We start from the raw sequence: 26,225 nt of genomic DNA, 5'->3' as shown, positions 1-26,225 counted from the left end.
ATCTTACTCCCCCGGAACCATTGCGCCCGCCGGGGCGCGGTTATCGTCCATGATGCGCGCGGCCATCAGGGCCGCCGCCAAAAATAGAAATGCCTCGCCGGTGAAGACGATGCCGAAGGCTGGGCCATCGGCCAGCAGGTGGCGCATGGCGTCGACTGCCGCCGCGCCGGTCAGCCCGCCGAAGCCTGCCGCGATTGCCTGCGCCGCCCCCCAAAGCCCAATGCGGGTGCCTTCACGTTGGCCGCGCCCCTCGGACGCCAGCGCCATCATCGACCCGATGGCCGCGACGGCGAACATGCCGTTGAAAAAGCCCAGCACCACGACCAGCGGTGTAAGCGGTAGGGAAAGCGCGCCGACGCCATTGGCGGCGATTGCCACCAGCGCCGCGCCTGATCCCAGGCAGCCTGCGATGACCCATGTGCGCAGCGCGCCCAAACGGAGCCCGGTGGCGGCGATGCCGACAGTCAGCATGCCGATGAAGACGCCGCCATTCTGCGCGCCTGACAGCGATGTGGATTGGCCGGGGGTAAAATTGAAAACGAGGCCTGCATAAGGCTCTAATATGAGCTCCTGCATGAAATAGGCGTTCATGGCGAGGAAGACAAAGAGCGTGAAATTGCGGGCCTTGGTTTCCGCCCAGACCTCTTTGAGGCCTTCTATGAAAGGGGCGCCGGGTTCTGCCTTGATGGCGACCACGCTGCGTTCCAATCGGCCAACGGCGAGAATTGTGATCACAGAGGCCGCAGTGACGACCACGGCAACGACCGCAAGCAGCCGCGCTGGGGAATATGGATCGAGGAAGATGCCGGCCACCCCAGCGGTCATGGCGATGCCGAAGATCATCATCAGCCATGTGATAGTCGCCGCCGCGGCGCGGCGGTCGGGTGCCGTTGCTGTGGCCAGCAAAGCCAGAAGTGAGGTGCCGGACGCGCCGACGCCAAGGCCGATCAGCGCATAGGCCAGAATAGAGACGAACAGGGCGATCCAGTAGCTGGTCGCAAACAGGGTAACAGCGAAGGCGGCGATGAAACCGCCCAATGCGAGCGCCAGCATGCCGCCGATGATCCACACGGTACGATTGCCGCCAGTATCAGAGGTGAAGCCCCAACGCGGGCGCGACAGTTGGATGCCGTAATGCAAGCCCACCAATGCACCGGGCAGGACGGCAGGCAGCGTGAATTCTACCACCATCAGGCGGTTTAGGGTCGATGTTGTCAGCATCACGACCGCGCCCAGGCACATCTGCACCAAGCCAAGTCGGACGATCTGAGCCCATGTCAGCGTCATGCTACCCCCCGCAGCGCGAAGGCGGCAATCATCATGCCAGAGACGTAAAGCGTGACGCCGGTGCCGTTATACCAAGGGGCCCTGCCCTTGGGGTCACGCAGCAGGACGCGCATCGCGAAAAGTTGGGCGATCAGAACGGCGGCGACGCCCAGCGCGTGCAGCGGTTTGCCCCACGACAGCAGCAGCGCCACGATGGCAACCTGCGGCAGCGCCATGATCCAGCAGGCGGCCTTGGCGGCTTTTTCGGGGCCCAGCGTGACGGGCAGGGAATTGACGCCCGTCTTGGTGTCGCCCTCCAGCGCTTTAAAGTCGTTCAGCGTCATGATGCCATGCGCGCCGATACCGTAGATCAGCGCTGTGATCACAATCGGCCAACCGGGCGCGCCTGCGGACAGGACGGCGGCGCCGGTGAACCATGGCAGGCTTTCATAGCTGAGGCCGACAAGCCCCGGCCCCCACCAGCCCGACCGTTTCAGGCGGACGGGTTCGGCGGAATAGGCCCATGCGGCGGCGACGCCAATGATAGTCGCGCCAAAGCCCCATGGGCCAAGCTGGTACCCCACCAGAAGCGACAGCGCGGACATGGCCAGCGCAATCCAAAGCCCCCAGCGACCGGGGATGCGGCCCGATGGTATGGGGCGGTCGGGTTCGTTGATCGCGTCGACATGGCGGTCGCACCAATCGTTGGCGGCCTGGCTCATGCCGCAGACCACGGGACCGGCCAGGATGACGCCCAGAATGACCAGCCCCCAGTTGCCTGAAACGGCAACGCCCGCAGAGATGACGCCGCACAAATAGGCCCACATTGGCGGGAACCAGGTGATGGGCTTGATCAGGCGCAGCATCGCCGCCGGTTCCGGCAATTTGCGTGTGGGGAGAGTCGTGGAAACACTCATACTGTCAAGTTAGCGTTACACTCTGAGTCGGTGCAAGTGTAATGTTGTTTGGACATATGGCGTTTCCGGGGTCAGTCGCATTGTTTGAGAGCGTCCGCGTCGGCAAGGTCCAAAACCTCTGTGATTGGAGCGTTGCGGATCAGGGGGAAGAAGGCCCCGTCCTGCGCCGTGCGCATGTTGATCGATATGACCGCATCCGGCGTGGGGCCTGCCCCTATGGCGCAACCTTCCAGTCCCACCGAAAGAGAGCCACTGGTGGCGTCGTCTGCGACCTCTTTCCAGCCTCTGATCAGGCTCTGTTGCGCCCTAAGTCGCTCAAAATCGCTGTCTGCGACCGCATAGACGGTGGAGCCGTCGCTGCCGGGGCTGGCGGACAAGATATACGTCCCGGCGGAGGTCTGATCCGTGTCTGTTCGGGTTGCGGTCAGGGTGAGTTTGGCGGATTGCGGCCGCACGCCGATGCCGTCTGGCAGATCCAGCGCGACCGCGATGTCGCTTGGGTCCGCCTCCATCGGCGAGAGGGCGTAGAGCCGCGCGACGGCGGAGGGAACCACGTTGCTGCAACCTGCGGCGAACAATAACGCTATGAGAGGGTATTTCATCAGATGCTCCATTGATTGCGATCATTACTTATCGTAAAACAATAAAAAATGATTCGAAAAGGTAGAAAATGATGGAACTGTCAAACCGCTTCCGCGCCCTTGCGCAGGGTCTGTTCTGGATTTCAACTGTGGCCATGGCCGGGATGGTGCTGCTGGTAGTGGGTGTCGCCGTCATGCCTGACTTGGCGAAGACGGCCTTTGTCGACAACGCCCCCGCCGGGTTGAATGTGCAGACGGTGCCCAGCACCGGCACGGTTTATGCCCTGCTTGCGGCGGGAAGTATCGCGTTGGGGCTGCAGCTGTTTGTGCTGTGGAACATGCGCGCGCTGTTCAGGATGTATGCGCGCGGCTACGCGTTGAGCGCCAAGTGCGGCACGCATATTGCCCGCATTGGGGCCGGGGTCATCGCGATGCCGTTTGCGTGGATGTTTTACGACGTGGTGTCGTCCTACCTGCTGACCCGCAACAACCCGGCTGGCGAAGGGCAAGTTACCCTTGGTATCTCCGGGTCCAGCGTCGGGCTGATAGTGGGCGGCGGCATGCTGCTGCTGGTGGGCGCCGCGATGCTGGAAGCGTCCAGACAGGCCGAAGAAAACCGGAGCTTCGTGTGATGGAGATCATTGTGCGGCTCGACGTGATGCTGGCCACCCGCAAGATGAAGTCGCGGGAGCTGGCGGAGCGGATTGGTATCACCGAACAGAACCTGTCCTTGCTGAAGTCTGGCAAGGTGAAGGGCATCCGGTTCGAGACACTGGCCAAGATCTGCCGGGAACTGGACTGCCAGCCCGGCGATCTGCTGGAGGCGTCCGAGGCGGGTTAGAGCCTTACCCTTCCCACAGCGCGGTTTCGGGGTGGAATTGCGACCATGCGAACCAGAACGCCTCGTGGCTGCCCAGGTCCGTGCCGTCTTTGTCGAGCGCCCGGATGCCGCCGGCGTCGAGTTCCAGCTTCACGTTTTCAAATGTGATCTCTGCGCCTTCGCGCAAAGCGACCAGCGCAGCGCTGCGCCGGAACGCGACGGGGGTGCCGGAGGCGGTGACCACGCCGATGATGTCCTCGTGCACATCAAGGCGGGGGTCGACATTGCCAACCGGGAAGATCGGGCCATCCGCGTCGCGGCCATTGCGGAAATCGGGGTCGCGGCCAAGGGCGTGGCGTTCCAGCAGGACGGTGGTTTCGGGATGCTGCTCTTTCCATGTCTTCCAATCGGTGGTCACCACGGTGGCCTGTTCCAGCTGAATGCCCTTGTCGGCCAAGGGCCCAGTGACCGCGTTGCCCAAAAAGGTGTCGAAGACGGAATAGGTGGTCAGGTCATACATCACCTTGTTGGACCGGATCAGCATGCCCGAGGTCCGCAGGATCGGGCGCTCCACCCCTTCAGGCAGCCCGTCCGTGAAATAGGCCTGCGCAGAGCCGCAGAGCGTGCAATAGGGAATGCCCAGATCGCGGCCGCCCAGCGTGTCGTTGACCATCTCGCGGACTTCCATGATCTGGCGGGGATAGGCGCGGGATTCGCCGTTCAACGTGATGCCGAAGACCACGTCGTCATCGTCAAGCCACGTCGCTTCAGCTGCGGTGCTGACCTCGGGGTTGTCGGCGGCGGGTATGCAGTTGCAGGGGCTGTCGGTGGTGTCATAGGGCCGGTCGTCGATCAGGACGCCGCCCCAGGACACGTGGCGCCAGTCAATGTCGCCCTCGACGAACAGCCGGTCAACGTCCGGCAGGAAGCGGGTGAAAATCACCTTCTTGGTGTCCAGGTAGCCCGGGTATTCGGGGATGTCCCATGCGATCAGGTGGTCGGTGATCTCGTGCCAGCGGCGGATGGTCTTGTATTCGATGCCCAACAGCTTGGCGGCGGCGTCGGCCAATGCGTCGTCAAATTCCTGCCGCCACGTGAAGCGCATCATGTCGGAGATGACCCATGCGATACGCGGGTCGCCCGCCTCGACGATCTGGAAGAGGCCCGCGTCCTGATCCCGAGCCCAGCTGGATTGCACGATGCTGTCTTCGAAAACGGCCTTCACGGCGGCGCGTAGGTCACTGGACAGCGGGCCTTGGGGAACTGCGGGCGGCTCGCCATAGGCTTCAATGACATAATCGGGCAGCGGGTCCGCCTGCTGCGCCTGAAGGGATGTGGCGGGTATCATCAGGGCAGAGACCAATGTCATCATGATGAGAGCGCGAAGGCGAGAGGCGGGGCGGGATGTCATGGGCACGGTCCTTTACAAGGCGGGTCTGAAACGCAACGCGAGCACAGTCAGCCGAAACCGGATTTGCCTCAAATCACGATTGCATCAGGGAAAGGTGATTTTACGCCGCTCTGCGGCGACGAATTTTCTTGCACGACTCGCCCGATTCCTGTTTCGTGAAAAAAAGCCGTGAAATTTCACGGCCAATCATTTCATGTTTGGTGCTATGTTGCATTCCGACCCGTCTCAGCCTCAATCGCTTGGTGCCGATCTTCGTGCGCTGCGCAAAGCGCGGGGGCTGACGCTGGCGGATTTGTCCGACATTCTGGGCCGGTCTGTGGGGTGGTTGAGCCAGGTGGAACGCGGCATGTCCGACCCCAGCGTCACCGACCTGCGGATGATCGCGCGGGCGCTGGACGTGTCTGTTTCCAGCCTGTTCCGGCAGGAGGCGATTTCGGCCAAAGAACAGGGCTACATCGTGCGCGCTAACGTGCGCCGCCCCATCGGGTCCCGCGAAGAGGGGCTGATTGAAGAGCTGTTGTCGCCCGACCTCACCGACGATTTCGAGGTGGTGCATTCCACTTTTGACGCCGGATCCAAGATCAGCAAAGCGGTGACCCGTGCGACGCAAGAAGTGGCCTATGTCGTCTCGGGTCGATTGAATCTTTCAATCGACGGTGTAGAGCATACCGTGGGCGCAGGCGACAGTTTCAGGCTGCGCGGTGAACCCTACAAATGGAGCAACCCCTACTCGGAACCGGCGGTTCTGATCTGGGTCATCTCCCCACCGGTGTATTAGAGGAGCGGCATTGGATGAGCGTTGAAGGTTGGATCGTATTTGCGTTGTTCTGGGTGGTCTTTGTCATCACGCCGGGGCCCAATGCCGTGAACTGCGTGACAAACGGGATGGTGTACGGGTTCAAGCGCTCGCTTTGGGGCGTGTTGGCGATCCTGACGCAGGCCGCGCTGTTCTTGGTGTTGTCGGCAGCCGGGGTCACCGCGCTGCTGGCCTCCTTCCCGGAGGCGTTCTTTTACGGCAAGCTGATTGGCGCGGCCTTCCTGATCTATCTGGGCGTGCGCGGCTGGCTGAACGCCACCAAACCCGTGGCCCCGCGGGCGGTGTCGGCCACGTCGATTTACGGCAAGGCCTTCTTGATCGCGACCATCAACGTCAAATCCATAGCCGGCTATTTCGCGGCCTTCACCCAGTTTGTGCAGCCCGACGTGCCGGTCTGGACGCAGATGTGGGTGATCATGCCAACGGCGCTGATCATCACGGCGGCGAGCTACCTGATCTACACAGCGATTGGGGCGGGCATCGGCCGGTCGGCCATGAGCGCGATCCTGAACGTCTGGGTCCGCCGCGTGATGGCGGTGTGCTTCGTGATCTATGGCGTTGCGTTGGGCAGCGCCTCCACGCCGGAGAGAACGTGATGAAAGGGTCGTGCAACTGCGGCGCCTGCAGCTTCGAGGTCAAAGGCAAGACATGGAGCGTGTCAAACTGCCATTGCGGCCAGTGCCGCAAGCAGTCGGGCAATGTCTGGGCGTCTGCCGTGGTGGAACAGGCCGATATTGAGATTCAAGGCGACGTCAAATGGTACGCCTCATCCGACAGCGCCAAACGCGGCTTCTGCGCCAATTGTGGCTGCAACCTGTTCTGGAAGCACAATGACGAAACATCCATGAGCTTTTCGCTGGGGGCCATCGACGGACCCACCGGCCTGCGCATCGAGAAACACATCTTTGTCGCCGACAAGGGCGACTATTACGACATTGCGGACGGAATACCGCAGCACGAACAATAAGGGAGACGTTCATGTCTGATTTTCCAACAACGGCCCGCGTGGTCATCATCGGCGGCGGCGTCGTCGGTACCTCGACGCTGTACCATCTGGCCAAGGCGGGCTGGAAAGACTGCGTGCTGTTGGAGAAGAACGAGCTGACCGCCGGATCGACCTGGCACGCGGCGGGCAACGTTCCGAACTTTGCAGGCTCCTGGGCGGTCATGAACATCCAGCGCTACGGCGCCGCGATGTACCGCACCCTCGCTGACGATGTGGACTACCCGATGAACTACCACGTCACCGGGGCGATCCGGCTGGCGCACACCAAGGAGCGGATGCAGGAATTTGAGAAGGTGGCGGGCATGGGCCGCTACCAGGGGCTGCAGATGGATATCTGCACGCCGGACGAGCTGAAGGAATTCAACCCGTTCATGGAAACCCACGACCTTGCAGGCGGCCTTTGGGACCCGCTGGACGGCGACATCGACCCCGCGCAGCTGACGCAGGCCTTGGCCAAGGGCGCGCGCGACAATGGCGGGCGGATTGAACGGTTCTGCCCTGTTACCGGCATGGACCGCGACGGCGACGAGTGGATCGTGAAGACCGACAAGGGCGAGATCCGCGCGCAATACGTGGTCAACTGCGCGGGCTATTATGCGCAGCGCGTGGGAGAGATGTTCAAACCGTTCGGCGGGCGCACCGTGCCGATGGTGGTCATGTCGCACCAGTATTTCCTGACCGAACCAATTGCGGAGCTGGAGGCGTGGACCAAGGAAAAGGGCCACAAGATGCCGATGATCCGCGACGTGGATGTGTCCTATTACCTGCGCCAGGACAAAAACGGCCTGAACCTCGGGCCGTATGAGCGCAATTGCAAGGCCGCCTGGGTGACGCCCGATGACCCGATGCCGGAAGATTTCTCCTTCCAGCTGTACCCCGACGATCTGGACCGGCTGGAATATTACATTGAAGACGCGATGGAGCGGCTGCCGATCCTTGGCACCGCCGGCGTCGGCCGCAACATCAACGGGCCCATTCCTTATGCGCCTGACGGCTTGCCGATGATCGGCCCGATGCCGGGTGTGAAGAACGCGTTTGAGGGTCATTCCTTCACCTTCGGGATCGCGCAGGGCGGCGGGGCCGGCAAGGTGTTGTCGGAATGGATCATGCACGGCGAGACCGAGGACGACATGTGGGCCGTCGACCCGCGCCGCTACACCGATTTCGCCGACCACGACTATTGCCTGTCCAAGGCACTGGAAACCTATGGCCACGAATACGCGATGCATTTCCCGCATCACGAATGGCCGGCCGGGCGCGACAAGAAGCTGTCGCCGAACCACGCTACTTTGCTGGCCTCCGGGGCGCAGATGGGGGCCTATAACGGCTGGGAACGCGCCAACTGGTTTGCGCAGGACGGCGACGATACCTCCGAGGAGGCGACCCATACCTGGGACCGTCAGGGCCCATGGGCCGTGCGCATCAAGGAGGAGGTCGAGGCCTGCACCAACGGCGTTGGGGTTTTGGATATGCCGGGCTTCTCACGCTACACGCTGAGCGGCGAAGGCGCTGCCGAATGGCTGCGCGGCCAGGTTGCGGGCGCGCTGCCGAAAGCCGGCCGGATGAACCTTGGCTATTTCACCGATACGCGGGGTCGCATTGTCACCGAGGTGACCATCATCCGCTTCGGCGAGGACGATTTCTGGTTGATGACCGCCGCCGTGGCGCAATGGCATGATTTCGAGTTCCTGAAGGGTCGGTTGCCTGAAGACGGCTCGATCACCATGACGGATATTACCCGGGAGTGGTCGGTTGCGCTGGTTACAGGCGCGCAGTCCCGCGCGCTGGTGCAGGGGTTGGCCCCCGACGCCGATCTGACCACCGGTTGGCTGACCCACCAAGACAGCGAGATTGCCGGCAAGCCTGTCAAGCTGATGCGCATTTCCTTCGCGGGAGAGCTGGGCTGGGAAATCCACTCCGCCTTTGACGACAGCGCGGCGGTGTATGATGCGGTGCGCGCGGCCGGGGCCAAACCGTTTGGCATGTACGCGCTGAATTCGATGCGGATCGAGAAAGGCTACCGCACCTGGAAGGGCGATTTGTCGACCGACTACACCTTGCTGGAAGGCGGCATGGAGCGGTTCCTGCGCCTGAACAAGGAGCAGGACTTCCCCGGCAAGGTCGCCCTCGCCAACGAACTGCAGCAAGGCCCCAAGAAGGGCTTCGTCACCATGATCGTGGACGCGCCCGACGCCGACGCCCCCTACATGTCGACCGTGTGGAACGGCGACGAGGTTGTGGGGGAGACCACGTCGGGCGACTGGGGGTACCGGATCAACAAATCCGTGGCCCTGGGCGTCGTGAAGGCGGAGCTGTCCAAACCCGGCACCGAGCTGGAGGTCGAAATCTTCGGCAAGCGCTGCAAAGCGGTTGTGCAGGAAGACGCGCCTTTGTGGGACCCCGAAAACGAGCGTATCCGCGCATGACCGGTGTCTCGCCCTTTGCCTGTGGCGGGCCCTCCCGCCTCCCCTCCATGCGTGACCGCATGTCACCTGCGGGGGCGCCGCTGCGCGGCGCTTGGGTTGCGCCATGAGCGTGACCATTCTTGATGGGGGCATGGGGCAGGAGCTGATTGCCCGTGTGGGCGAGGCCACCGGGCTGTGGTCGGCGCAGGTCATGATGGACCGGCCCGATCTGGTGCGCGCGGTGCATGACGACTTCTTCGCCGCCGGGGCCGCCATTGCCACGACCAACGGATACAATGTGCTGCCCGACCGGCTGGACAATCACGGCATCCCCGAGAAGCTGCAGGATCTGACCGAACTGTCCTGCCAACTGGCCTGCGACGCACGCGACGCGCATGGCGCAGGTCTGGTCGCGGGCGGCTTGGGGCCGCTTGGGTTTTCCTACCAGCCGGACAAGGCCCCGCCGTCCGACGTGGCGGCGGAGATTTACGCCCAGCTTTGCGGCTACCAGCTGCCCTATGTGGACATGCACCTGCTGGAAACCATGTCATCGGTCGATCAGGCGCGCGGCGGGTTGATGGGGGCGTCGACCACCGGCAAGCCGGTCTGGGTCGCGGTGTCCGTCGACGATAATGACGGCACCAAGCTGCGCTCGGGCGAGCCGGTGTCCGACATCCTGCCGCTGATCGCGGAATTCCAGCCCGAGGCCTTGTTGGTCAACTGCTCCAAGCCAGAGGCGGTGACCAAAGCCATCCCAATCATCGCCGGATGCGGGCCGCTGATCGGGGCCTATGCCAACGGCTTCACCTCCATTGCCGACAGCTTTGACCATATCGGCGCGACCGTGGATGTGCTGACCGCACGCACTGATCTGGGGCCTGATGCCTATGCCGACCACGCGCAAAACTGGGTCGACGCAGGCGCGCAAATCGTTGGCGGATGCTGCGAGGTGGGGCCTGCCCATATTGCCGAGCTGGCGCGGAGGTTTGCGGCGTGATCCCATCCTCGGTGCAAGAGCTGATCACCCGCTGGCGGCTGGGCAACATCGCCACGGTGACACCGGGCGGGCGGCCCTCGGTCAGCCCAAAGGGCACGTTTCTGGTGGTCGATGAGCAGACCATCGCCTTTGGCGAAATCCGGTCGCCGCAGACGGTCACCAACCTGACCCACAACCCCGAATGCGAGGTCAATTTCGTGGATGCCTTCACCCGCAAGGGCGCGCGGCTGCGCGGGCAGGCCGCCATGGTGCGCCGTGACACCAAGGAATTCGACGCGCTCTACCCTCGCTTCCAGGAGGTCTGGGGCGATCTGTGCGACCGCATGAACCTGATTGTGAAAATTGACGTCACCGAGGTGAAACCTCTGACGACCCCCCCTTATGACACTGGTGCCACCGAGGACGAAATGATCGCCCTCTACAAAGCCAAATTCTCGGAGATGTACCCATGAGCCTTCCCACATCCGCGCGCGTCGTCATCATTGGCGGCGGCGTTATTGGCTGTTCCGTTGCCTACCATCTGGCCAAGCAGGGCTGGACCGACATCGTGTTGCTGGAGCGCAAGCAGCTGACATCGGGTACCACGTGGCACGCCGCCGGGCTGATCGCGCAGCTGCGGGCCACCAAGAACATGACGAAGCTGGCGAAGTACAGCCAGGAGCTTTACGGCGACCTGGCCGCCGAGACCGGGGTTGAGACCGGGTTCAAACGCTGCGGGTCGATCACCGTGGCGCTGACCGAGGAGCGTCAGGAAGAGATCATGCGCCAGGCTGCAATGGCGCGGTCCTTTGGCGTTGAGGCCGAACCGATTTCCCCCGAGGAAGTGAAGAAGCGCTACGAGCATATCAATATCGACGGCGTGGTGGGCGGGGTGTACCTGCCGCTGGACGGCCAAGGCGACCCGGCCAACATCGCGCAGGCCCTGGCCAAGGGCGCGCGCCAGAACGGGGCGCTCGTGAAGGAAGGCTATCTGGTCACTGGGGTCCAGAAGGAAGGCCGCCGCGTCACCGGCGTGACGTGGGAAGACAAGGACGGCGAGACCGGTTCGATTGAGGCGGATCACGTGGTCAACTGCGGCGGGATGTGGGGCCATTCGGTTGGCAAGATGGCGGGCGTGAACGTGCCGCTTCATGCCTGCGAACACTTCTACATCGTCACCGAAAATGTGCCCGGCCTGACCCAGCTGCCGGTGCTGCGGGTGCCCGATGAATGCGCCTATTACAAGGAAGATGCGGGCAAAATGCTGCTCGGCGCGTTCGAGCCGGTGTCCAAACCGTGGACCTTGGACATCCCGAAGGATTTTGAATTCGACCAGCTGCCCGAAGATTTCGACCATTTCGAGCCGATCCTGGAGGCCGCCGTTGAACGGATGCCGATGCTGGCGGAGGCGGGGATTCACACCTTCTTCAACGGGCCGGAAAGCTTCACGCCCGATGACGCCTATCACCTTGGCCTTGCGCCCGAGCTGGACAATTTCTGGGTCGCGGCGGGCTTCAACTCCATCGGTATCCAGTCGGCGGGCGGCGCCGGTCAGGCGCTGGCGCAGTGGATGGATGCGGGCGAGAAGCCGTTTGATCTGGGCGACGTGGATATCAGCCGGATGCAGCCGTTTCAGGGCAACAAGACCTATCTGTTTGAGCGCTCCAAGGAGACGCTGGGCCTGCTTTATGCAGACCACTTCCCGTATCTGCAAAAGAAGACTGCGCGCGGGGTGCGGCGCACGCCGTTCCACCATCATCTGATGGAGCGCGGCGCCGTGATGGGCGAATTGGCCGGTTGGGAACGCGCCAACTGGTTCGCGCGGGAGAACCAGGAGGCGGAATACCAGTACAGCTGGCAACGGCAGAACTTCTTCGACAACGTGCGCGAGGAGCATATGGCGGTGCGCCAGAATGTGGGCATGTATGACATGTCCTCATTCGGCAAAATCCGGGTCGCGGGGCGTGACGCGGAAGCGTTCATGAACTACGTCGGCGGCGGCAATTATTCGGTCGACAACGGCAAGATTGTCTACACGCAGTTCCTCAACTCCAAAGCGGGGATCGAGGCGGATGTGACCGTCACGCGGATGGGCGAGTTCGAGTATCTGGTCGTGACCCCGGCAGCGTCTCGGCTGGCGGATCAGACATGGATGGAACGCGCGGCGCGGGCGAAGGATTTCGACGTGGTCATCACCGACACCACCGCCGCTGAAGGCGTGTTGGCGGTGATGGGGCCTCGGTCGCGGGAGCTTCTGCAGGCGGTCAGCCCGAATGACTTCGGCAATGACGTGAACCCGTTTGGCACCGCGCAGGAGATCGAGATCGGCATGGGGCTGGCCCGCGTGCACCGCGTGACCTATGTGGGCGAGCTGGGCTGGGAGGTCTACGTGTCCTCCGACATGGCGGGCCACGTATTTGAAACGCTGGCTGAGGCGGGCTTCGATTTCGGGATGCGTCTGTGCGGGATGCACATGATGGACACCTGTCGGATCGAGAAGGGCTTTCGCCACTTTGGCCATGACATCACATCAGAAGATCATGTGATGGAGGCGGGGCTGGGCTTTGCGGTCAAGAAGGACAAGCCTGATTACATGGGCCGCGACGCGATCCTGAAAAAGCAGGATGAGGGGCTGCAAATGCGGCTGCTGCAATTCAAGCTGACCGACCCTGAGCCGTTGCTGTACCACGCGGAACCCGTGTTCCGGAACGGCGAATTGGCGGGCTATCTGACGTCGGGGTCATACGGCCACCAGCTGGGTGCCGCCATGGGCATGGGCTACATCCAGTGCCCGGGCGAAAAGCTGGCGGATGTGCTGGAGGACGACTTTGAAATTGATGTGGCCGGCAAGATGGTCAAGGCAGAGGTGTCCTCCAAGCCGTTCTACGATCCGACCTCAGAGCGGGTGAAGGTCTAACGCGCAAAGCGTGGTTTCGCCGCGCCTTTGGCGCGTCGATCCGCCGGGGGGCCAGCCCCCCGGACCCCCCGGCATATTTTCGGCAAAAAGAAGCATGACCGGGAGGGACCGGCGGTACGGAAATATCAGCCAGCGGCATTTGCTGCACGCCAAAACCGGCCCTTGCGCCGCGGTGCGCGCAATGATCAAACGCTGCCATGGCACAGGCACCGACCGCGCAACCGCGCGCAACAGATGGCGGCGACACAATGGCGGGCTTCGGCTTTGCGCTGGGGTCCTATCTGCTGTGGGGGTTTCTGCCGCTCTACATGAAGTTGCTCAGCCACGTGCCCGCGGCGGAGGTGGTCGCGCATCGGGTTATCTGGTCGATCCCGGTTGCCGGGCTGGTGCTGATCGTGATGCGGCGCACCGGCGACATCCGAACCGCGTTGACGACACCCAGGATGCTGGCGATGGGCTGCGTGACGGCGGCGTTGATCTCGGTCAATTGGGGGATCTACGTGTGGTCCATCGCATCGGGCAACGCGTTGGAGGCGGCGCTGGGGTATTACATCAACCCGCTATTTTCGGTGTTTCTGGGCTTTGTGCTGTTGGGCGAGCGGCTCAGGCCGTTGCAATGGGTGGCAATCGGGTTGGCCTTCGCCGCCGTATTGGTGCTGACCTTTGACGCGGGCCGGCTGCCGTGGGCGGCGTTGGGGCTGACCCTGTCTTGGGGGTTTTATGCGTTCTTCAAAAAGTGGCTCGCCATCGGGCCGAATCAGGGTTTCCTGCTGGAGGTGCTGATCCTCGCCATCCCGGCTTTGGGCTACTGGGTCTATCTGGGCGGCACCGGGGCCAGCCATTTCGGGTCCGACATGTGGCTGCTGCTGGGCTGCGGGGTGGTCACCGCGATCCCGCTGATGCTGTACGCCAACGGGGCCAAGCGGCTGCGGCTGAGCACCATCGGCATCATGCAATATATCGCGCCAACGATGATCATGCTGGTCGCCGTCTTCATCTTTGGCGAGCCCTTCGGGCAGGCCCGCGCCATAGCGTTCCCGATGATCTGGGGGGCGCTGATCCTGTATTCCATCTCGATGTGGCGGGGCAGGGCATGAGCAGCGACTACACCCCGCCCAATGACCCGCTGGAGGTGATCCACGAGGATGCGGAGCTGCTGATCGTCAACAAACCGCACGGGCTGCTGTCGGTGCCGGGCAAGGGGGAGCATTTGGCGGACTGCCTGATCTCCCGCGTGCAGGCCGCCTTCCCCACAGCGTTGCTGGTGCACCGGCTGGACCGCGACACATCCGGCGTGATGGTCTTCGCGCTGACCAAGGCGGCGCAGCGCCATCTGGGGCTGCAGTTTGAGAAGCGGCACACCAAGAAAACCTATATCGCGCTGGTCCATGGCGCCGTGGCGGAAAAGTCCGGCAGCATCGACCTGCCGCTGATCGTGGACTGGCCCAACCGCCCGCTGCAGCACGTGAATTTCGAGACCGGCAAACCGGCGCTGACCGAATGGCGACGCGGGGCGGTCAAGGACGGGGTGACGCGGATGCGGCTGTTCCCCAAAACCGGCCGGTCGCATCAGCTGCGGGTGCATATGAAGGAGCTGGGCCACCCGATTGTGGGCGACCCGTTCTATTCCGACGATTGGGAAAACCACCCGCGCATGATGCTCCACGCAGAAAGCCTGAAGCTGCGCCACCCCGAAGGCGGGCGCGCGCTGGAGTTCAAGGCCAAGGCCCCGTTCTAGCGCTTGCGGGCGACGATGAAGCGGCTGGGTGGCTTGGCGGGGTAGGACCCGGTTTCAATGATGTCGAAGCTCTCGAAGGTGATTGCGCCTTCCAGCTCAGTGATGGACAGGCGCTTGATGTAGGGCGCTTTCCCAAGCAGCTGCATCACCGGGATGGCCAGCATAAGCAGCCGGTTGAAGTGGGCAAGGCAAGGTGTTTTGGTGATGAACAGCCCGCCCGGTTTCAGCAGCGTTGCGGCCTGCGCCACCAGCGCTTCGGTGTCCGGGATCAGGTGGATCAGGTTGAAGGCGGTGACCACGTCCATCTTGCCCGCCAGGTCGGTCAGGGCGTCCGGTGTGGCGATGCGGAAGCTGACGTTTTCGCCGCCCTTCAGCCGCGCGTTCGCCTGCGCGATCATGCCAGGGGAAATGTCGGTGCCGGTGATATGGGCCGCGTGCGGCGCCAGTTTCAGCGCCGTTGCGCCGGTGCCGCAGCCCAGTTCAACCACGCGGTCGTTGGGGGAAAGGTAGTCGCGCACCCGCTCCATCGTCTGCTCATAGGCGTCTAAGTCTTTGATCGGTTGTTTGGCGTATTTGGGGGCAATGCCGTCCCAGAAAGTCGCTTGGGTCATGGGTCTCATCCTTTCTCAGGCCAAGATACCCATGCAAATACAAACTATAAATTGCCGAAATCTGTCCATCTGATATACAAAATTGTATGAATTGGAAGGCGATCAACTTTGACTGGAATCAGGCGCGGGCCTTTCTGGCGACCGCGCAGGAGGGGTCTTTGTCCGCCGCCTCCCGCGCGTTGGGGCTGACCCAGCCCACGTTGGGGCGGCAGGTCTCGGCGTTGGAAGACAGCCTTGGTGTGGTGCTGTTTGAACGGGTCGGCAGGTCGCTGGTTCTGACCGATGCGGGCCGCGATGTGCTGGGGCATGTGCAGGCCATGGGCGACGCGGCGTCCAGGTTTTCGCTGGCGGTGTCAGGGCAATCGGAACAGGTGGACGGCCATGTCGCCATCACGGCCACCGACATCATGTCGTGCTACCATCTGCCGCCGATCCTCAAGCGGTTGCGCGAGGTGGCGCCGGGTATTGATGTAACTGTGGTGTCGAGCAATTCGATCCAAAACCTGATGCGGCGGGAGGCCGATATCGCCATTCGCCACGGCCGCCCGACCGAGCCCGATCTGATCGCCAAGCTGGTGGGGGAAATGACCGGCCATCTTTACGCCACACGGGACTATCTGGAGCGTGCGGGCTGGCCCAAATCGGCCGAGGAGGTCGCGCGATGCGATTTCGTTGGGTTCGACGATCACGACCGGATGGTCGCGCTGCTCAATGCCAACGGGCTGCCGGTGACGCGGAAAAATATCCGCTATGCTTCCGCCGATGGGGTGGCGGCTTGGTCGATGATCCGCGCAGGCCTTGGCGTAGGCCCTATGAGCCAGTCCGCCGCGGAATTCGCCCCGGAAGTAGAGATGGTCTTCCCCGAACTTAGCATCCCGTTCCCCGTCTGGCTGGTGGTGCACCGCGAATTGCACACATCAAAACGCATCCGGCTGGTGTTCGATCTGCTGGCGGACAGCTTTGCTTAGCGGTCCTTGTCGAGCATCTTCTTGGCGGCAACCAGCAGGAACACGGCCAGCGTGATCAGCCCTGTCCCGAGGTTGGGGCGATAGGTCACTGGTGCTTCGACCGGGCCTGCGGCCTTGACGACGACCTGCTGGAATTGCTCCGCCTCGCCGGTGCCGATTTCCAGCGCCTCGCCCTCTTTGGTGATGTTTTTTAAGGCGTGTTTCAGCGCGTTTGCCATGGCGATGCCGTCGCGCTCAGGGCCGTTCAATTTGCTGAGCAGCTGGGCCAGCTCTTCCAGCAAAGTCAGGCATTGGTCGCGCAGCCCGGCAATGTTGGCCGATTTGTCCCGGTGGCTTTGCTGGGCCGAATAATCGCCGCGGGTGGCGGGTGCCATCTTGTTCAGCAGCCCCTGCTGCGCCTCAAGCCCCCGCGCAATGGCGATCAACGAGCTATGCCACATATCGATTTTCTGGCTCAGGCTCTGGTGGCTATGGGTGCCCGGCTGCGGCAGCGCCTTGGTGTCGAGCGCAATGGTCTCTGTCTTGATCCCCGCCGAGATGCGGCGGAGCGTTATGAGCTGGGCTTCGTAATTCATTCCGGAAAACCTCGTGCTGAAAATATCCCGGTCAATCTGACCTGTCGGTCGTCCGGTGCCAAGTAAAAGTTCTAATACGGGTTTTTCGGGCTGCGGTCGTCCGACAGGGTGCCTTGGGTGCGTTCCACCAGTGTTTCAATCGCGTCGGCAAGGTGGATTTCCTGAATGTTGTAATCGCCCGCTTTGACCCGCGCCTTATGCGCCTCGATCATCACGTCGGCATGGGTGCAGCCTGCGGGCGGCTCAAACTTGTAGCAGGCGCATTCGATCAGGAAGCCCAGCGGGTCCTTGAAATAGATCGAATCCATAAAGCCCCGGTCCTTGGGCCCGCTATGGCGGATGCCCCGGTCGTTCAGCCGCGCCTCGATCTGGCGGAAGCTGGCCAGCGAAACGTTGATCGCCAGATGATGCACGCACCCCGCATCCGTCGGCGTGCGGGTGTGCACCGGTTTTCGGGTCTCGTTGGTAAAGATGGTGATCAGCCGCCCGTCGCCGGGGTCGAAATACAGATGCCCCTCGTCGGGGTCGTCCAGATTGGGCTGGTCGAAGATGAAAGGCATGCCCATCACGCCTTCCCAAAAATCAATCGACGTCTGCCGATCCGCCCCCATGAGGGTGATATGGTGGATGCCTTGGGATTGAATTTTGCGCATGGGCCTACCTGTATTTTGCTGCGGTGATAAACTCCCCGAAACTTTCGCACCAGATCACGACGGTATTGTAGCTTTCCAGATCGGTGCCCTCGGGGACGGCCAAAATGAAACCGCCAAAGGTTTTAACGTCGCCCAATTGCAGCGCGTCGGCTTTGATGGCGTTGAAGCCGTCCTCGTCATCGGCAAATTCCTTGGTCAGATACAGCTTGTAATCCGGCCCCGGGGACAGCGCGCCGGTATGCACGATCTCGGTCGCGGACAGGCTGATGGTGCCTTCGCCCCAATGCAGGAAATCGCTGCCGGGCAGGTCGCGTGTCAGTTCAGCGGTGAATAGCGCGCCTTGCGCTTTCTCCTCCAGCATCGCGCTGTCGGGGGAGGGCGGGGCGGTCAGGATCGGCAGCAGGTAGATGCCAAGCGCAAAGCCGATGGCCAATGCGACCCCGTGGGTGAACAGTCCAATGATGAAGCGGCGCATGGTAATCCTCCGGTCAGGATGTGACCGCTGAAGTCTGCCCTATGCGCCGCCTTTGGTCTAGGTCAGCTTGTCCAGCCTGATACGGCCTTCACTTCGCAGAACTCTTCCAATCCGAACATGCCGCCTTCGCGGCCGTTGCCCGATTGCTTGTAACCGCCAAAAGGCGAGCCTTGTGCAAAGCCCGACCCGTTGGTCTCCACCATGCCCGACCGGACGCGGCGCGCCACGCGGCGGCGCTTTTCGTCATCGGCGGTCTGGATGTAGTTGGTCAGCCCGTAGGGCGTGTCATTGGCCAGCTCAATCGCATGCGCCTCGTCGTCAAACGGCATGATCGACAAAACGGGGCCGAAAATCTCCTGTTTGTAGATTTCCATGTCGGGGGTCACATCCGCAAACACTGTCGGGCGGCAGTAATAGCCGCGGTTCAGGTTCTCGGGGCGTCCGACGCCGCCGGCCATTAGCTTGGCGCCTTCTTTGATGCCCTGCTCGATCAGGCCTTGGACCTTGTCGAACTGCATTTCGCTGACCAAAGGCCCGATATGTTTGCCTTCCTCGGAGGCCGGGCCAACCACGGTGGCGTTCGCCATTTCGGTGGCCTGTTCCACCGCCTCGTCATAGCGGGAGCGTTCGACCAGCATGCGGGTCGGCGCGTTGCAGGATTGCCCGGTGTTGCGGAAGCAGCGGATGACGCCGGATTTCACGGCCTTCTCATCCGCGTCGGCAAAGATGATGTTCGCGCCCTTGCCGCCCAATTCCAGCGACACGCGTTTCAGCGTTTCGGCGGCGGCGACAGAGATCAGCTTGCCCGCGCGCGACGAGCCGGTGAAGGACACCATGTCGACCTCGGGGTGCGCGCTTAGCTGGGAACCCACGCCCGGCCCGTCGCCATTGACCATGTTGAACACGCCAGCGGGGAAGCCCGCCTCGTGCACGAAGTCGGCGAACAGGATGCCCGACAGTGGCGAGATTTCGGATGGTTTCAGCACCATGGTGCAACCCACGGCCATGGCGGGCACCGCTTTCAGCACGATCTGGTTCATCGGCCAGTTCCACGGGGTGATCAGGGCGCAGACCCCGATGGGTTCGTACAGGGTCTTTTCGGTCGCGGTGAAGTCGCGTTCGAATTCGAATGTCTCCATGGCCTTCAGGAAGCCGCCCAGATGCCACGATCCTGCGCCCACTTGCTGCGCGCGCGCCAGATCCTGCGGCGCGCCCATCTCCAAGCTGATCGCCTGCGCCATTTCTTCGGCGCGGTCGTTATAGACTTCGGACAGGGTTTTCAGCAGCGCGATGCGCTCGCCCTTGTCGGTCTGGGACCAGTCGTCAAACGCGGCGCGGGCCGCGGAAACGGCGGCGTCAGTGTCGGCTTGTCCACCTAAGGAAATTGTCTCGCACACCTCCTCGGTCGAGGGGTTGATGACGTCCAGATCATTGGCCTTGGCAGGGGAGACCCATGCGCCGTTTATGTAAAAATTCTTCGCGTTTTTCATGGGGCCTCCAGTATGGGTGTGCGGCGGGGTGTTCAATCGCCGCCAATGGCGACTATATTGAGGGCAAGCTAGTTTCAATAGAAAGGGAACGCCATGGGGCTTCGCATAAACGACACAATTCCCGATTTGACCGTGACCACTGACAAGGGCGATATCTCGCTGCATGACTGGGTGGGGGACAGCTGGGCGGTTATCTTCAGCCACCCCAAGGATTTTACTCCGGTCTGCACCACGGAATTCGGCGCGGTCGCGCAGCTGGCCGATGAATGGGCCAAGCGCAACACCAAGGTGTTGGGCGTCTCCGTCGACGGGGTCGAGGATCACGTCAAATGGAAGGCCGACATTGAAAAAGTGGCCGACGCCAAGGCCGAGTTCGCCATCGTCGCGGATGAAGGTCTGGAGGTTGCCAAAGCCTTCGATATGCTGCCCGCCGAATACGTGCTGCCAGACGGGCGCACCCCTGCCGACAGCGCCACGGTGCGGTCAGTGTTCATCATCGGGCCGGACAAGCAGGTTAAACTGATGATGACCTACCCGATGACCGTGGGCCGCAATTTCGCGGAAATCATCCGCGCGTTGGACGGGCTGCAAATGTCGGCCAAAGGCGTGGCCACGCCCGCCAACTGGGAAGTCGGCCAGGACGTGATCGTGCCGCCCGCCGTGTCCACCGAGGACGCGCAGGCCAAGTTCGGCGACGTCACCACCGTGCTGCCCTACCTGCGCACCGTCAAAGCGCCGGGCTGACCGCAACCCAAAGGAGCGGCTGCGCCGCGCATGTTTTTCTGTGCTCTTTGAAGGACTTTGTCCTTCAGCCGCACGGGCAAACTACCTAGCATATTTTTGGCAGAAAGAAGCCCGCCAGAATGTGAGCTTTGACCCCAAAAAGAAAAAGGCCGGTCCCAGTGACCGGCCTTTCCTATTTTCGAAAGAGGTGCCGCGCCTAGTGCAGCACAACTTTCGTGCCCTTGGGCACTTGCTGGTAGAGATGCGCGATATGGGCGTTGGTCAGCCGCACGCAGCCGTTTGAGACGGCGGAGTTGATGGTCCATGGCGCGGAGGTGCCGTGGATGCGCAGGAACGTGTCGCCGATGCGGGGCGCAAACAGGTACAACGCGCGCGATCCAAGCGGGTTGTCGGGGCCGCCTGGTTGGCCGTCCTCCCATTGCTTGTATTTCGGGTCGCGCTTGATCATGTCCTGCGTCGGCGTCCAGGAGGGCCACTCTTTCTTGGCGCCCACGGTGAAGGTGCCGCTTTCATAAAGGCCGGCGCGGCCGATGCCGCAGGTGTAGCGGAGCGCCTTGCCCTCGGCCAGGGTCCAGTACAGCGCGAAGGCGCGCGGGTCGACATGGATTTCGCCCGCAGGCAGATCGCCCGCCAGGTTGATGACGCGTGGTTTGAATTGCTCCGGCATCACCCAGGCCTTGCGTTGCGCCAAAGCGGGCGTCGCGCAGAGGGCGGCGGAGGCAAGGCCGGAGGCCAGTAGTGTACGACGGTTAATCATTAGGGTCCCCTTATTGCCAAAAAACCTTGGCCCAGACTAGCAGTTTGCGGATTTTACCGGCTTTTCGGGGAAGTTGGAATAACAGGATCGTGAGGCCGCAAGCTGTGACCACAATGGCACGGTTTTGGGTCAAACGTCCCGGGGGGCGGGTATCAGGGTCTCCGCCATCAGCTCCTCGATGAACAGGCTCAGCAGCTGCAGCCGCCCGGTGACGCCCGCCTTGCGGTAGACGGCGGCGCATTGGGCCTTGATGGTGCCTTCCTTGGTGTCGCGCAGTCGCGCCATGTCGGCAATCGACAGCCCCTTGATGGCCAGCATCGCAACCTCCGCCTCCGAACTTGTCAGTTGCCATTCCTCGAACTGGCGTTCCAGCAATTCGGCAAACGCGCCCGAGGCCACGTCAACCTGCTGCTTCAGCCGTTTCTGGCGGCCTTGCATCTTCACGATTTCCCGCGCCGTGATGGCGAGGCTGACCACCAGCACGGCGGCGAACACATATTCGTACACATCCATGTCGCGCAGGGGGGACTTGGCCTCCCAGCCAAGGAAGTCCGACACGGCGTCAAACGCAAAGAAGGCGGCGCAGGCCGCTTGCAGGATGAACAGCCCCCAAAGGCTCTTTGTGGATTGGTGCATGATCGCCTCCCTGCCGCTGTTTTGGCAGGGAAGCGTGGGGGAGGGCAAGCCGGTCCGGCCCGCCCATCCGTTCTCAGTCGTCGTCGCCGTCTTCGTCATCCAGCTCGATCTCGATGATTTCGCCGGTGGCCGCTGCCAGGGTCAGTTCGTATGCGACCCCGTCCAGGGTGGCTTCGACTTCGATTTCGTCCGTCTCCAGCTCGATTTCCTCGATCTGGTAGCCCTGGGTTTCCAGCATGGTGCGGATGTCGGCTTCGGCCGTGGGCAATGTGTCGCCAAGGTTGAACTGGGCAAAGGCCGCGGCAGGCAAGGCGACGATTGCGGTGGTCAGGGTAAGGATCTTGGATGTCATAGTCAGTCTCCGTTTCAGGTTGGTTATCGCGGTGTTGCGATGATCAGCATGTGAGGAGAAATCGCCTATGTCCCATTGGCCTTTCGGCGCATCTCGGGCGGCATTGGACCAAGGTTTATGCGGGGGATGCATGAAAAAGGCCCCGTCGTCGCCGAAGGGGCCTTTCTGGCGTTGTATCAGCGGTCTTAGGCCTCGGCGTCGGCTTCGGCGTCAAGCAGGCCCGATTTGAACAGCAGGCCCGCGGCAACCGCGCCGATGATGGGGGCCACGATGAACAGCCACAGCTGGACAATCGCTGTGCCGCCGGCAAACAATGCGGGCCCGATCGACCGCGCGGGGTTCACCGACACGCCGGTGATGTTGATGCCGACTAGATGGATGACGACCAGTGCCAGACCAATGGCCAGCCCGGCCATGGCGGCGGGGGCGCCTTTGCCTGTGGCACCCAGGATCACCACCATGAACAGGAAGGTCGCGACGACTTCAAAGATGAAGGCGGAGGCCATAGTGTATTCACCAAGGTAGCCCGCGCCCCAGCCGTTCTGGCCCAGCCCGTTTTCCGCCACCGAATAGTCGGCCTGGCCCGATGCGATTGTCATCAGCACCAACGCTGCGACGATGGCGCCCGCAACTTGGGCGATCATGTAAGGCACCGCTTCGGCGATGGTCATGCGGCCCGCGGCGACCGCCCCGAGGGACACGGCAGGGTTGATATGGCAGCCCGACACGGCGCCGATGCCGTAGGCCATCCCGATCAACGCCAGCCCGAAGGCGAAGCTGATGCCGGTCAGGCCGATATCGGCTCCGGCGAAGACGGCAGATCCGCATCCAAGCAGAACCAGTGTGAAGGTTCCGATAAATTCAGCGAGTGGTTTTTTCATGGTTTTGTCCCTCATTTACGCGTGTGAGGCGACTGTCAGAGATCAGGCCGCCAAAGAAACGGGGAAACTGGCACCAAAAGAGGCACCAACTTGCGTTGGAGCCTCTCCTGCGGGGTTGGCCCCCGCAGCTCTGTCGGCACTGCTCTTGACTGGAGTGGGGGCTAAAAGCCGAAGCGCAGGCCAACATTGACGTTCACGCTGCCAATGTCGTCGCTGACCGTCCCGGTCAGTCCGCCCGCCGGGTTGAAGCGCGGCACATCAACGCTGAAGTCGCGGATATAGCGCACGTCGCCGGTCAGGCTCAGGTTGTCGCTCAGTGCGTAAGACGTCCCCAGAATGAGCTGCGCGGTCACGCCTTCGCTGCGGTCATCCAGCCGGACGCCGGGGCCGTAGATCAGGTTGGTGCTGGTGGACGCCACGCCAAGCCCGAAGCCCGCATATGGTGTGAAGCTGCCGCCGGTCGGCAGGTCCGCGATCAGGTTGCCGAAGACGCGCGTCGTCGAGATGTCGCCCGCAACATTGACCTCCGCCGCTGGCCCGTTGCCGGAGAAGAAGATCTGGTCAACGTCATCGGTATTGTATGACAGTTCAACCTCGCCGCGAACTCGGAAGCTACCGAAATCAAGCGAGGGCAGCGATTTCCCGAATGCGGCCCCAATGTTGTAGCCGCCGCCAAACCGGGTATCGACCGACTGCTGGCCGCCGGGCGGGGTGACGACGCCGGTGAAGTTGGGGTCTTGAATGGCGGAGTAGCCGCCAAAGACATGGCCATACAGGTCTTGCGAAAAAGCGGGGGAGGAAAGGGTGACGGCTGCGGCGGCCGCGGTGAGGATTAGGCGCATTTTGGTCTCTTTCGGGTCAGGTGGCACGGTGACGATTTATGCCGCCACACCAACCTTATGCGCTCGTCCCGCGGCCTTGGTCATTAAACAGATTTTCACAAAACGGGGTCCATTTCGTGTGGTCCCGTGAACATAAAAAAACCGAATATTTGTGGGTCGCGGAGTGTTGGCCGCTGCCGAAAAGAAAAAGCCCCGGCGTTTCCACCGGGGCTTTCTGTTCTCAAAAGTCCGAGGGCTTAGTCAGCCGCTTCTTCCTTCTTGATCTCTTCGCCGGTTTCCTGATCGACGACTTTCATCGACAGGCGCACCTTGCCGCGATCATCGAAGCCCAGCAGCTTGACCTTCACCTCTTGGCCCTCTTTCAGGACGTCGGAAGGATGGTTCAAACGGCGGTTCTCGATTTGCGAGACGTGCACCAGCCCGTCGCGCTTGCCGAAGAAGTTCACGAAGGCGCCGAAATCGACGATCTTCACGACGGTACCGGTATAAACCATACCCTCTTCCGGCTCAGCCACGATCGAGTGGATCATGTCATAGGCCTTCTTGATGGCCTCGCCATTCGGGCTAGCGATCTTGATGATGCCGTCGTCGTTGATGTCGACCTTGGCGCCGGACACTTCCACGATCTCGCGGATGACTTTGCCGCCCGTGCCGATGACTTCGCGGATTTTATCCGTTGGCACCTGCATGGTCTCGATCCGTGGCGCGTGGATGGAGAAGTCGCCAGCCGAGGACAGCGCCTTGTTCATCTCACCCAGAATGTGCATCCGGCCCTCTTTGGCCTGCGCCAAAGCGGTTTTCATGATCTCAGGCGTGATGCCCGCAACCTTGATGTCCATCTGCAGCGAGGTGATGCCGTTTTCGGTACCAGCCACTTTGAAGTCCATGTCGCCCAGGTGGTCTTCGTCACCCAAGATGTCCGACAGAACAGCGTAGCTGCCGTCGTCTTCCAGGATCAGACCCATGGCCACACCTGCAACCGGCGCTTTCAGGGGCACGCCTGCGTCCATCATCGACAAGGACCCGCCACAGACCGAAGCCATGGAGGAGGAGCCGTTCGATTCTGTGATCTCGGACACCAGACGGATGGTATAGGGGAAGTCGGTCGACGCCGGCAGAACCGCCTGCAACGCACGCCACGCCAGTTTCCCGTGGCCAATCTCACGACGACCCGGAGGGCCGAAGCGACCCACTTCACCAACCGAATAGGGCGGGAAGTTGTAATGCAGCAGGAAGTTCGACTTATACATGCCCTGCAGGCTGTCGATCATCTGCTCGTCATCGCCGGTGCCCAAGGTGGTCACAACCAGACCCTGCGTCTCGCCACGTGTGAACAAAGCGGAGCCGTGCGTCCGTGGCAGCAAGCCAACCTCAGACACAATGTCGCGGATCTCGTCCAGGTTACGCCCGTCAATGCGCTTCTTGTTCTTCACCACGTCGCCGCGCAGAACGGTGCTTTCCAGCTTCTTCAGTGCGGACCCAAGGTTCTCGTCCTCCAGCTGCTCTTCCGTCAGCTTCGCAATCGCGGTCTCTTTCGCGGCAGCCACAGCAGCGGTGCGCTCCTGCTTGTCGGTGATCGCGTAAGCGGCCCGCATGGCTTTCTCGCCCGCTTTCGCAACGGCCTTATACAGGTCGCTGTAGTCCGGAGGCGTAAAGTCAAACGGCTCCTTCGCGCACTCTTCGGCGAAGTCCAAAATCAGGTCAATCGCAGGCTGAATTTGCTCATGCGCAAATTCAACAGCGCCCAGCATCTCGTCTTCGGTCAGCTCGTAGGCTTCCGATTCAACCATCATCACGGCGTCTTTGGTGCCTGCAACAACAAGGTCCAAACGCTGCTCAGGGTTCATGCGCAGGTTGTGCATGTCGTCCATCTCAGGGTTCAGGATGTATTCGCCATCCTCAAAGCCCACGCGGCAAGCCGCAATCGGGCCCATGAACGGCGCACCGGAAATGGTCAGCGCGGCGGAGGCCGCAACCATCGCAACCATGTCAGGGTCGTTAACCAGATCGTGCGACAGCACGGTACAGATCACCAGAACCTCGTTCTTGAAGCCCGGCACAAACAGCGGGCGGATCGGACGGTCGATCAGACGCGATGTCAGCGTCTCTTTCTCGGTCGGGCGCGCCTCGCGCTTGAAGAAGCCACCCGGGATTTTACCGGCGGCGTAGTATTTCTCGTTGTAGTGGACGGTCAGCGGGAAGAAGTCCTGACCGGGCTTTTGCTTCTTGGCAAAAGTGACGGCGGCCATAACGGAGGTCTCGCCGTAGGTGGCAATCACGCAGCCGTCCGCTTGACGGGCAACTTTGCCGGATTCGAGCGTCAGAGTTTCCTCACCCCACTCGATGGATTTTTTCGTTACGTTGAACATGTATCGTTTCCTATCAGG

28 protein-coding genes are annotated in these 26,225 nt (G+C 62.0%); 13 read left to right on the top strand and 15 right to left on the bottom strand.

From position 1 onward, the window contains the following. Positions 1 to 3 precede the first annotated feature (3 nt). The 3 genes from Q0899_RS12765 to Q0899_RS12755 all read right to left on the bottom strand — a co-directional run bounded on the left by Q0899_RS12765 (position 4) and on the right by Q0899_RS12755 (position 2,785). Entirely contained in the window at positions 4 to 1,287 is a 1,284-nt protein-coding gene (locus Q0899_RS12765) for a BCD family MFS transporter (protein WP_299193225.1), read from the bottom strand. After that, positions 1,284 to 2,183 (bottom strand): chlorophyll synthase ChlG, encoded by a 900-nt coding sequence (gene chlG, locus Q0899_RS12760; RefSeq protein ID WP_299193223.1) that lies wholly within the window; start codon positions 2,181 to 2,183, stop codon positions 1,284 to 1,286. The genes Q0899_RS12765 and chlG overlap by 4 nt, the downstream gene beginning before the upstream one ends. Before the next feature lie 71 nt (positions 2,184 to 2,254). Then, entirely contained in the window at positions 2,255 to 2,785 is a 531-nt protein-coding gene (locus Q0899_RS12755) for a hypothetical protein (protein WP_299193221.1), read from the bottom strand. 68 nt (positions 2,786 to 2,853) lie between these two features. On the opposite strand from Q0899_RS12755, the gene Q0899_RS12750 reads away from it, so the two are divergent. Together Q0899_RS12750 and Q0899_RS12745 are read left to right on the top strand one after the other, a co-directional pair. Next, positions 2,854 to 3,396: a DUF2975 domain-containing protein gene (locus Q0899_RS12750; RefSeq protein ID WP_299193219.1), complete on the top strand. Its 543-nt coding sequence runs from the start codon at positions 2,854 to 2,856 to the stop codon at positions 3,394 to 3,396. After that, the gene (locus Q0899_RS12745; RefSeq protein WP_298295925.1) at positions 3,396 to 3,605 is read left to right on the top strand and encodes a helix-turn-helix transcriptional regulator; all 210 of its coding nucleotides are present in this window, start codon (positions 3,396 to 3,398) and stop codon (positions 3,603 to 3,605) included. The genes Q0899_RS12750 and Q0899_RS12745 overlap by 1 nt, the downstream gene beginning before the upstream one ends. Positions 3,606 to 3,609: 4 nt before the next feature. On the opposite strand, the gene Q0899_RS12740 is transcribed toward Q0899_RS12745, so the two are convergent. Beyond that, entirely contained in the window at positions 3,610 to 4,995 is a 1,386-nt protein-coding gene (locus Q0899_RS12740) for a DUF3179 domain-containing (seleno)protein (protein WP_298294519.1), read from the bottom strand. 205 nt (positions 4,996 to 5,200) lie between these two features. Between Q0899_RS12740 and Q0899_RS12735 the strand changes: the two genes are divergently transcribed. The 9 genes from Q0899_RS12735 (at position 5,201) to Q0899_RS12695 (ending at position 14,854) form a co-directional block, all read left to right on the top strand. Further along, a complete protein-coding gene (locus Q0899_RS12735; RefSeq protein ID WP_298294515.1) occupies positions 5,201 to 5,773 on the top strand; it encodes an XRE family transcriptional regulator in 573 nt (190 codons plus the stop codon). A gap of 14 nt (positions 5,774 to 5,787) precedes the next feature. Next, positions 5,788 to 6,408 (top strand): LysE family translocator, encoded by a 621-nt coding sequence (locus tag Q0899_RS12730; protein WP_298294513.1) that lies wholly within the window; start codon positions 5,788 to 5,790, stop codon positions 6,406 to 6,408. Further along, a complete protein-coding gene (locus Q0899_RS12725) occupies positions 6,408 to 6,779 on the top strand; it encodes a GFA family protein (protein ID WP_299195368.1) in 372 nt (123 codons plus the stop codon). The genes Q0899_RS12730 and Q0899_RS12725 overlap by 1 nt, the downstream gene beginning before the upstream one ends. 11 nt (positions 6,780 to 6,790) lie before the next feature. After that, complete coding sequence (locus tag Q0899_RS12720; RefSeq protein ID WP_299193216.1) at positions 6,791 to 9,244, top strand: FAD-dependent oxidoreductase; 2,454 nt, start codon at positions 6,791 to 6,793, stop codon at positions 9,242 to 9,244. Between the two features lie 103 nt (positions 9,245 to 9,347). Then, a complete protein-coding gene (locus Q0899_RS12715) occupies positions 9,348 to 10,220 on the top strand; it encodes a homocysteine S-methyltransferase family protein (RefSeq protein ID WP_298360812.1) in 873 nt (290 codons plus the stop codon). Beyond that, entirely contained in the window at positions 10,217 to 10,672 is a 456-nt protein-coding gene (locus Q0899_RS12710; RefSeq protein ID WP_299193214.1) for a pyridoxamine 5'-phosphate oxidase family protein, read from the top strand. Before Q0899_RS12715 ends, Q0899_RS12710 begins: the two co-directional genes overlap by 4 nt. After that, positions 10,669 to 13,116, top strand: a complete 2,448-nt coding sequence (locus Q0899_RS12705; protein WP_298294500.1) for an FAD-dependent oxidoreductase — start codon at positions 10,669 to 10,671, stop codon at positions 13,114 to 13,116. The genes Q0899_RS12710 and Q0899_RS12705 overlap by 4 nt, the downstream gene beginning before the upstream one ends. Before the next feature lie 248 nt (positions 13,117 to 13,364). Next, on the top strand, positions 13,365 to 14,213 hold the full coding sequence (gene rarD, locus Q0899_RS12700; RefSeq protein ID WP_299195366.1) for an EamA family transporter RarD: 849 nt from the start codon (positions 13,365 to 13,367) through the stop codon (positions 14,211 to 14,213). Beyond that, complete coding sequence (locus tag Q0899_RS12695) at positions 14,210 to 14,854, top strand: RluA family pseudouridine synthase (RefSeq protein WP_299193212.1); 645 nt, start codon at positions 14,210 to 14,212, stop codon at positions 14,852 to 14,854. The genes rarD and Q0899_RS12695 overlap by 4 nt, the downstream gene beginning before the upstream one ends. Here Q0899_RS12695 and Q0899_RS12690 read toward each other — a convergent pair. Beyond that, a complete protein-coding gene (locus tag Q0899_RS12690; RefSeq protein WP_298294495.1) occupies positions 14,851 to 15,465 on the bottom strand; it encodes a class I SAM-dependent methyltransferase in 615 nt (204 codons plus the stop codon). The genes Q0899_RS12695 and Q0899_RS12690 overlap by 4 nt on opposite strands. An 86-nt stretch (positions 15,466 to 15,551) precedes the next feature. On the opposite strand from Q0899_RS12690, the gene Q0899_RS12685 reads away from it, so the two are divergent. Continuing rightward, a complete protein-coding gene (locus tag Q0899_RS12685) occupies positions 15,552 to 16,433 on the top strand; it encodes a LysR family transcriptional regulator (protein ID WP_299193210.1) in 882 nt (293 codons plus the stop codon). On the opposite strand, the gene Q0899_RS12680 is transcribed toward Q0899_RS12685, so the two are convergent. From Q0899_RS12680 to Q0899_RS12665, 4 genes are all read right to left on the bottom strand, one after another. Further along, positions 16,430 to 17,008: a hypothetical protein gene (locus Q0899_RS12680; RefSeq protein ID WP_298360805.1), complete on the bottom strand. Its 579-nt coding sequence runs from the start codon at positions 17,006 to 17,008 to the stop codon at positions 16,430 to 16,432. The two genes, Q0899_RS12685 and Q0899_RS12680, sit on opposite strands and share 4 nt — an antisense overlap. A 71-nt stretch (positions 17,009 to 17,079) precedes the next feature. Next, a complete protein-coding gene (locus Q0899_RS12675; protein WP_299193208.1) occupies positions 17,080 to 17,661 on the bottom strand; it encodes a VOC family protein in 582 nt (193 codons plus the stop codon). A gap of 4 nt (positions 17,662 to 17,665) precedes the next feature. After that, a complete protein-coding gene (locus Q0899_RS12670) occupies positions 17,666 to 18,136 on the bottom strand; it encodes a DM13 domain-containing protein (protein WP_299193206.1) in 471 nt (156 codons plus the stop codon). A 62-nt stretch (positions 18,137 to 18,198) separates the two neighbouring features. Continuing rightward, positions 18,199 to 19,626 carry an aldehyde dehydrogenase family protein gene (locus Q0899_RS12665; protein WP_299193204.1) on the bottom strand — a complete coding sequence of 476 codons (1,428 nt, stop codon included), beginning with the start codon at positions 19,624 to 19,626 and terminating at the stop codon, positions 18,199 to 18,201. Positions 19,627 to 19,719: 93 nt separating this feature from the next. Here Q0899_RS12665 and Q0899_RS12660 point away from each other — a divergent pair, with 93 nt between their 5' ends. Further along, positions 19,720 to 20,370 (top strand): peroxiredoxin, encoded by a 651-nt coding sequence (locus tag Q0899_RS12660; RefSeq protein ID WP_299193202.1) that lies wholly within the window; start codon positions 19,720 to 19,722, stop codon positions 20,368 to 20,370. A gap of 196 nt (positions 20,371 to 20,566) precedes the next feature. Here Q0899_RS12660 and Q0899_RS12655 read toward each other — a convergent pair whose 3' ends face one another. From Q0899_RS12655 to pnp, 6 genes are all read right to left on the bottom strand, one after another. Next, positions 20,567 to 21,127, bottom strand: a complete 561-nt coding sequence (locus tag Q0899_RS12655) for a L,D-transpeptidase (RefSeq protein WP_299193201.1) — start codon at positions 21,125 to 21,127, stop codon at positions 20,567 to 20,569. A 129-nt stretch (positions 21,128 to 21,256) separates the two neighbouring features. After that, positions 21,257 to 21,763: a helix-turn-helix transcriptional regulator gene (locus Q0899_RS12650; RefSeq protein ID WP_298360799.1), complete on the bottom strand. Its 507-nt coding sequence runs from the start codon at positions 21,761 to 21,763 to the stop codon at positions 21,257 to 21,259. 73 nt (positions 21,764 to 21,836) lie between these two features. Further along, positions 21,837 to 22,115 carry a PepSY domain-containing protein gene (locus tag Q0899_RS12645; protein WP_299193200.1) on the bottom strand — a complete coding sequence of 93 codons (279 nt, stop codon included), beginning with the start codon at positions 22,113 to 22,115 and terminating at the stop codon, positions 21,837 to 21,839. Positions 22,116 to 22,300: 185 nt separating this feature from the next. Continuing rightward, positions 22,301 to 22,996: an aquaporin Z gene (gene aqpZ, locus Q0899_RS12640; protein ID WP_299193197.1), complete on the bottom strand. Its 696-nt coding sequence runs from the start codon at positions 22,994 to 22,996 to the stop codon at positions 22,301 to 22,303. A 161-nt stretch (positions 22,997 to 23,157) separates the two neighbouring features. Further along, a complete protein-coding gene (locus tag Q0899_RS12635) occupies positions 23,158 to 23,838 on the bottom strand; it encodes an outer membrane beta-barrel protein (RefSeq protein ID WP_298294465.1) in 681 nt (226 codons plus the stop codon). A gap of 236 nt (positions 23,839 to 24,074) precedes the next feature. Further along, positions 24,075 to 26,207 carry a polyribonucleotide nucleotidyltransferase gene (gene pnp / locus Q0899_RS12630; protein ID WP_298294462.1) on the bottom strand — a complete coding sequence of 711 codons (2,133 nt, stop codon included), beginning with the start codon at positions 26,205 to 26,207 and terminating at the stop codon, positions 24,075 to 24,077. Positions 26,208 to 26,225 lie beyond the last annotated feature (18 nt).

Origin of the sequence: uncultured Litoreibacter sp. (assembly GCF_947501785.1) — a bacterium.
In the GTDB taxonomy this organism is placed as follows: Bacteria; Pseudomonadota; Alphaproteobacteria; order Rhodobacterales; family Rhodobacteraceae; genus Litoreibacter.
This window is presented reverse-complemented; position numbering and strand designations above follow the sequence as displayed.

What these genes read in the sequence shown, in the direction of transcription:
- Q0899_RS12765 (WP_299193225.1), bottom strand. Translation starts at nt 1,287, where the DNA reads ATGACGCTGACATGGGCTCAGATCGTCCGACTTGGCTTGGTGCAGATG.
- chlG (WP_299193223.1), bottom strand. Translation starts at nt 2,183, where the DNA reads ATGAGTGTTTCCACGACTCTCCCCACACGCAAATTGCCGGAACCGGCG.
- Q0899_RS12755 (WP_299193221.1), bottom strand. Translation starts at nt 2,785, where the DNA reads ATGAAATACCCTCTCATAGCGTTATTGTTCGCCGCAGGTTGCAGCAAC.
- Q0899_RS12750 (WP_299193219.1), top strand. Translation starts at nt 2,854, where the DNA reads ATGATGGAACTGTCAAACCGCTTCCGCGCCCTTGCGCAGGGTCTGTTC.
- Q0899_RS12745 (WP_298295925.1), top strand. Translation starts at nt 3,396, where the DNA reads ATGGAGATCATTGTGCGGCTCGACGTGATGCTGGCCACCCGCAAGATG.
- Q0899_RS12740 (WP_298294519.1), bottom strand. Translation starts at nt 4,995, where the DNA reads ATGACATCCCGCCCCGCCTCTCGCCTTCGCGCTCTCATCATGATGACA.
- Q0899_RS12735 (WP_298294515.1), top strand. Translation starts at nt 5,201, where the DNA reads ATGTTGCATTCCGACCCGTCTCAGCCTCAATCGCTTGGTGCCGATCTT.
- Q0899_RS12730 (WP_298294513.1), top strand. Translation starts at nt 5,788, where the DNA reads ATGAGCGTTGAAGGTTGGATCGTATTTGCGTTGTTCTGGGTGGTCTTT.
- Q0899_RS12725 (WP_299195368.1), top strand. Translation starts at nt 6,408, where the DNA reads ATGAAAGGGTCGTGCAACTGCGGCGCCTGCAGCTTCGAGGTCAAAGGC.
- Q0899_RS12720 (WP_299193216.1), top strand. Translation starts at nt 6,791, where the DNA reads ATGTCTGATTTTCCAACAACGGCCCGCGTGGTCATCATCGGCGGCGGC.
- Q0899_RS12715 (WP_298360812.1), top strand. Translation starts at nt 9,348, where the DNA reads ATGAGCGTGACCATTCTTGATGGGGGCATGGGGCAGGAGCTGATTGCC.
- Q0899_RS12705 (WP_298294500.1), top strand. Translation starts at nt 10,669, where the DNA reads ATGAGCCTTCCCACATCCGCGCGCGTCGTCATCATTGGCGGCGGCGTT.
- rarD (WP_299195366.1), top strand. Translation starts at nt 13,365, where the DNA reads ATGGCGGGCTTCGGCTTTGCGCTGGGGTCCTATCTGCTGTGGGGGTTT.
- Q0899_RS12695 (WP_299193212.1), top strand. Translation starts at nt 14,210, where the DNA reads ATGAGCAGCGACTACACCCCGCCCAATGACCCGCTGGAGGTGATCCAC.
- Q0899_RS12690 (WP_298294495.1), bottom strand. Translation starts at nt 15,465, where the DNA reads ATGACCCAAGCGACTTTCTGGGACGGCATTGCCCCCAAATACGCCAAA.
- Q0899_RS12685 (WP_299193210.1), top strand. Translation starts at nt 15,552, where the DNA reads ATGAATTGGAAGGCGATCAACTTTGACTGGAATCAGGCGCGGGCCTTT.
- Q0899_RS12680 (WP_298360805.1), bottom strand. Translation starts at nt 17,008, where the DNA reads ATGAATTACGAAGCCCAGCTCATAACGCTCCGCCGCATCTCGGCGGGG.
- Q0899_RS12675 (WP_299193208.1), bottom strand. Translation starts at nt 17,661, where the DNA reads ATGCGCAAAATTCAATCCCAAGGCATCCACCATATCACCCTCATGGGG.
- Q0899_RS12670 (WP_299193206.1), bottom strand. Translation starts at nt 18,136, where the DNA reads ATGCGCCGCTTCATCATTGGACTGTTCACCCACGGGGTCGCATTGGCC.
- Q0899_RS12665 (WP_299193204.1), bottom strand. Translation starts at nt 19,626, where the DNA reads ATGAAAAACGCGAAGAATTTTTACATAAACGGCGCATGGGTCTCCCCT.
- Q0899_RS12660 (WP_299193202.1), top strand. Translation starts at nt 19,720, where the DNA reads ATGGGGCTTCGCATAAACGACACAATTCCCGATTTGACCGTGACCACT.
- Q0899_RS12655 (WP_299193201.1), bottom strand. Translation starts at nt 21,127, where the DNA reads ATGATTAACCGTCGTACACTACTGGCCTCCGGCCTTGCCTCCGCCGCC.
- Q0899_RS12650 (WP_298360799.1), bottom strand. Translation starts at nt 21,763, where the DNA reads ATGCACCAATCCACAAAGAGCCTTTGGGGGCTGTTCATCCTGCAAGCG.
- Q0899_RS12645 (WP_299193200.1), bottom strand. Translation starts at nt 22,115, where the DNA reads ATGACATCCAAGATCCTTACCCTGACCACCGCAATCGTCGCCTTGCCT.
- aqpZ (WP_299193197.1), bottom strand. Translation starts at nt 22,996, where the DNA reads ATGAAAAAACCACTCGCTGAATTTATCGGAACCTTCACACTGGTTCTG.
- Q0899_RS12635 (WP_298294465.1), bottom strand. Translation starts at nt 23,838, where the DNA reads ATGCGCCTAATCCTCACCGCGGCCGCCGCAGCCGTCACCCTTTCCTCC.
- pnp (WP_298294462.1), bottom strand. Translation starts at nt 26,207, where the DNA reads ATGTTCAACGTAACGAAAAAATCCATCGAGTGGGGTGAGGAAACTCTG.